3 protein-coding genes and 1 pseudogene are annotated in these 4,528 nt (G+C 52.9%); 2 read left to right on the forward strand and 2 right to left on the reverse strand.

What is annotated here, in order from left to right; translation table 11 throughout:
* Nucleotides 1-126: 126 nt before the first annotated feature.
* Nucleotides 127-918: a DNA-binding transcriptional regulator KdgR gene (gene kdgR / locus ACLGE8_RS22585; RefSeq protein WP_185667651.1), complete on the reverse strand. Its 792-nt coding sequence runs from the start codon at nucleotides 916-918 to the stop codon at nucleotides 127-129.
* Nucleotides 919-1,095: 177 nt separating this feature from the next.
* Between kdgR and ACLGE8_RS22590 the strand changes: the two genes are divergently transcribed.
* The gene (locus tag ACLGE8_RS22590) at nucleotides 1,096-2,469 is read left to right on the forward strand and encodes an MFS transporter (protein WP_333494726.1); all 1,374 of its coding nucleotides are present in this window, start codon (nucleotides 1,096-1,098) and stop codon (nucleotides 2,467-2,469) included.
* 93 nt (nucleotides 2,470-2,562) lie between these two features.
* Here the strand turns inward: ACLGE8_RS22590 and ACLGE8_RS22595 are convergent, their stop codons facing one another.
* Nucleotides 2,563-4,032 (reverse strand): PLP-dependent aminotransferase family protein, encoded by a 1,470-nt coding sequence (locus ACLGE8_RS22595; RefSeq protein WP_411001358.1) that lies wholly within the window; start codon nucleotides 4,030-4,032, stop codon nucleotides 2,563-2,565.
* A 130-nt stretch (nucleotides 4,033-4,162) separates the two neighbouring features.
* On the opposite strand from ACLGE8_RS22595, the pseudogene ACLGE8_RS22600 reads away from it, so the two are divergent.
* Nucleotides 4,163-4,435 (forward strand): annotated as a pseudogene (locus ACLGE8_RS22600) (GNAT family N-acetyltransferase); the annotation flags it as partial.
* Between the last annotated feature and the right edge of the window lie 93 nt (nucleotides 4,436-4,528).

Here is a 4,528-nt window from a genome sequence, read left to right on the forward strand (position 1 = left end):
GGGTGCGTTTGAACTCAGTCATCATCACGTTCTCCGGATTTAAGTCAGGAACGTGTCAACGCTATTCAGGACGGGTCAAATGGATAAAAAAAGCCCGGCTCAACACCGGGCTTTTTTATTGCTGGCTCAGAACGGGTAGTCGTTATAACCCATCTGTTCTGAAATCTTACGCGCAGCGGTATGCAGCATCTCAACATACTCATGCAGGCGTTCTTCAGAGAAGCGCAGCGTCGGGAAGGAGATACTCAAACCGGCGATAACCACGCCAAAGCGGTCGAATACCGGTACGCCGATACAACGCAAACCTTCTTCCTGTTCTTCGTTATCTTCGCCCCAGCCCTGCTTACGGACCTGCTCAAGAACGGTAATCAGTTCATCGGTGTTGGCAATCGTACGCTCAGTGCTGCACTTATACTCAACACCTTCGAGGATCTGACGAACCTCTGCAGGATCGCGCCAGGCCAGCAGTACTTTACCGATCGCGGTGCTGTACAGCGGGTTACGACGGCCCACGCGGGAATACATGCGCAGGTTGTACATCGAGTCGATTTTATGGATATAAACAATGCTGTCTTCATCCAGCGCACCCAGGTGAATAGTCTCTTTCGTCAGGCGAGAGAGTTCGCGCATCTGGATATCCGCACTGCGGATCAAATCAACGTTTTGCAGGGCACGAGCACCCAGCTCAAACAGCTTCAGCGTGAGTGAATACTTTTCGGATTCCCCTTCCTGGGCAACGTATCCCAATGACTTCATGGTTTGCAAAAAGCGATAAACGGTGCTTTTCGACATCATGACGCGTTGCGACAGTTCAGTAATACCAATTTCGCGTTCTTCGCCAAGTGCCTGCAGGATACCAAATACCTTAAGTACCGAAGAGACAGAATCTGGTTGTTTGTCCAAATCCGTTGCTGACATTTATCACCTCATCGCAACTGTTTTATAAAAATTAGAACCGGTTTTTATTATAATTTCGCAAAGCGTCTGTAGCAATGAAACTTCTGTGACCTGGTTACAAATCTGCGACATTAGGTCGAATAATCAATGCTAGAATCATTCTCTGGTTAATAATTCACGCAAAAACAAGTTTCTAACATGACTCGAAACCTGATCGATGGTCTGCCAACCCCTCAACGCTACGGCGCCATTCTGACTATTGTTATCGGCATTACGATGGCCGTTCTCGATGGTGCTATTGCCAACGTTGCGCTGCCGACCATCGCCACCGACCTGAATGCTTCCCCTGCGGCCTCCATCTGGATAGTTAATGCCTATCAGATTGCCATTGTTATCTCCCTGCTCTCCCTCTCCTTCCTTGGTGACATGATTGGCTACCACCGTATTTATAAAGCGGGTCTGGTGGTCTTCACCCTCGCCTCGCTGTTCTGCGCCTTCTCGAACTCGCTCGAGATGCTGACGCTGGCGCGTATTCTGCAGGGGTTTGGGGGCGCAGCGCTGATGAGCGTCAACACGGCGCTGATCCGTCTGATTTACCCGCAGCGTCAACTGGGACGTGGGATGGGTATCAACTCCTTTGTGGTGGCAGTGTCGTCGGCTGCCGGGCCAACGATCGCCGCGGCCATTTTGTCGCTGGCTTCCTGGCAGTGGCTGTTCTTTATTAACGTGCCGCTGGGGATTATTGCCTGGCTGCTGGCCGTACGCTTCCTGCCGTCGAACGGTACCCGTAGCCAGTCACAACGTTTCGACCTGCCAAGCGCGGTGATGAACGCCCTGACCTTCGGTCTGCTTATCACCGCACTGAGCAGTTTCGCTCAGGGGCAGTCTACCGAAGTGGTGCTGCTGGAAATCGTTGGGCTGCTGGTGATTGGTTTCTTCTTCGTGCGTCGCCAACTGCAGTTGCCGGTGCCGCTGCTGCCGGTCGATCTGCTGCGTATTCCACTGTTCTCACTCTCTATCTGCACGTCTATCTGCTCTTTCTGCGCGCAAATGCTGGCAATGGTATCGCTGCCATTCTTCCTGCAGTCGGTGGTCGGCCGTACCGAAGTAGAGACCGGTTTACTGCTGACGCCGTGGCCGCTGGCGACGATGGTGATGGCCCCATTGGCGGGGTATCTGATCGAACGCGTTCACGCCGGTCTGCTGGGGGCGCTGGGCATGGCTATTATGGCCTGCGGTCTATTTGGGCTGGCGCTGCTGCCGTCGTCACCGAGCGATATCGATATTATCTGGCGTATGTTGCTGTGCGGCGCTGGCTTCGGGCTGTTCCAGTCACCAAACAACCACACCATTATTGCCTCTGCGCCGCGTAATCGTAGCGGCGGTGCCAGCGGAATGCTCGGTACAGCACGCCTGCTGGGACAAAGTACCGGCGCGGCGCTGGTCGCGCTGATGTTTAACGCTTTCGGCAATGGCGGTACCCACGTGTCGCTGCTGCTGGCCGGTACGCTGGCGGTTGTCGCCACGCTGTTCAGCGGGCTGCGCGTCACCCAGCCACGCGCGCAAAGCTAATAACCGGTATTGTTATATCGCAACCGCCCGATGTTAAGCGTCGTATCTTGCCCGGGCGGTTTGACGCAAATCCCCCCTAACTTTTAAACGCGTTTAAATCACGCTAGCCAATCGGCGAATCCCCTGCTGCAAGACCTCCGGGGAATGATTGGCAAAACCAAGCAAAATGCCTTCCCGCGCCATTGGACGCTGACAATAGCGTTCAAAGGATTGAATTCCCATACCCAGTTGGCTGGCTTTCATTTCTACCTCCTTCCCCGTGCGTCCGTTGACTAACCAACACACCATATGGATCCCTGAGTCGGACGGATGTACCACCATTTTCCCCGGCAAATACGTGGCTATGGCCGCTGCTAATGCTCTCTTACGTTCATAGCATGCTTTACGTACCCGGCGGACATGGCTGGCGTAATGACCTTCGGCAATAAAACGCGCCAGTACGGCCTGCTCCAGATAGCCGGTACAGAGATCGGAGAAATACTTGGTCATCATAAACTGCTCGCGTAGTTCTGGCGGCACGACCAAAAAACCTAGCCGAAATTCCGGATACATCATTTTGGAAAACGTTCCGGAATAGATAACCCAATGATATTTATCCAGCCCCTGCAACGCCTGCAATGAGCGAGCGGCATAGCGAAACTCACTGTTGTAGTCATCTTCAAAGATCCACGCCTGCCGGGATTCAGCCCACTCCAGCAGCGCTAGCCGTCGGGAAAGGCTGAGCGTCCCGCTCAATGGAAACTGATGCGACGGGGCGGTGTAGACCAGTTTAGCGTTGGGGAAATGCTGCATCCCATCATGAATATCCATCCCCTGATCGTCAACTCTGACCGGTCTGACAATCGCACCTGTAGAGGTGAAGGCACCCCGGGCGCCATCATAACCAGGATCGTCTACCCACACTTCGCTACCTTTGGGCAGCAGCGCCCGGGCGGTGACATTCAGCGCCTGCTGGATGCCATTGACGATGATTATCTGGCTTTCATCGCAGTTAACGCCGCGAGTGGTCTGGATATAATGATTAATCGCGCGGCGCAGAGGTTGATAGCCACAGGCGTGCGTATGTAGGCCGAGCTCATGCCGGGACCGTCGCCAGACTCGCCCCAGCAGTCGCCCCCATAAATCATGAGGGAAAAGGTCGGTACACCCTACGCCCACGGCAAATAAGCGATTCATCCCATCGCTTTTCTGTCCTTCAGACCACAAGGGCCGCAGCGCCGCAATATCAGGATTGAGCGAACCGACTGCCGATACGGGCGGTGTAAATTCCAGCATCGGATAATGTCCATCAATGGTTTTGTCCGGAATGCTATCAGTCACAAACGTTCCCGCGCCTTTGCGCGTAATCAGATACCCCTCATCCAGCAAACGTTCAAAACCGGCAATAACAGAGTTGCGTGAAATCGCCATCATTTCAGCTAGCGCCCTGCTTGACGGTATTTTCGAACCCGCCGCTAAACGCCCTTCCAGAATGGCATGGCGGAGCACCTCGTAGACCTGATCTTTAATAATGCCGCCAGGTAGCAGCAGGTCCTGGAACAAGGGGGCAACCGGCTTTTTCATAGCAATTCACCGTGACAAAAGTGGACCCTATAAAGATACATAAAGTGGAACTTCATAGGAACCATAACGTCTTCTAACATAGCGTTACCGCATAAAGGTACGGCTATTTTTTGAAAAATAAGGAAGATTAATGAACGATAAAAAGGCGAGTAGTCACTTAGCGAAGGTCATCATCAGACCAGCAACGGAGAGTGACTATGCACAGTGGCTACCGCTGTGGAAACAGTATCAAACGTTTTATCGTGTCGATATCCCTGACACGGTAACTCAACAGACATGGCATCGTTTTTTAGATTCTGGCGAACCAATGGTTTGTGCCATCGCCGAATGTGGCGGCAAAGCGGTGGGTCTTGTTCATTACTTGTTCCACCGCTCAACCTGGGCCACAGAAGATTATTGCTATGACCCGTCCTGAATAGCGTTGACACGTTCCTGACTTAAATCCGGAGAACGTGATGATGACTGAGTTCAAACGCACCCAACGTGATTATTCTCT

Source organism: Kluyvera sp. 142486, from assembly GCF_046569695.1.
Classification (GTDB): domain Bacteria; phylum Pseudomonadota; class Gammaproteobacteria; order Enterobacterales; family Enterobacteriaceae; genus Kluyvera.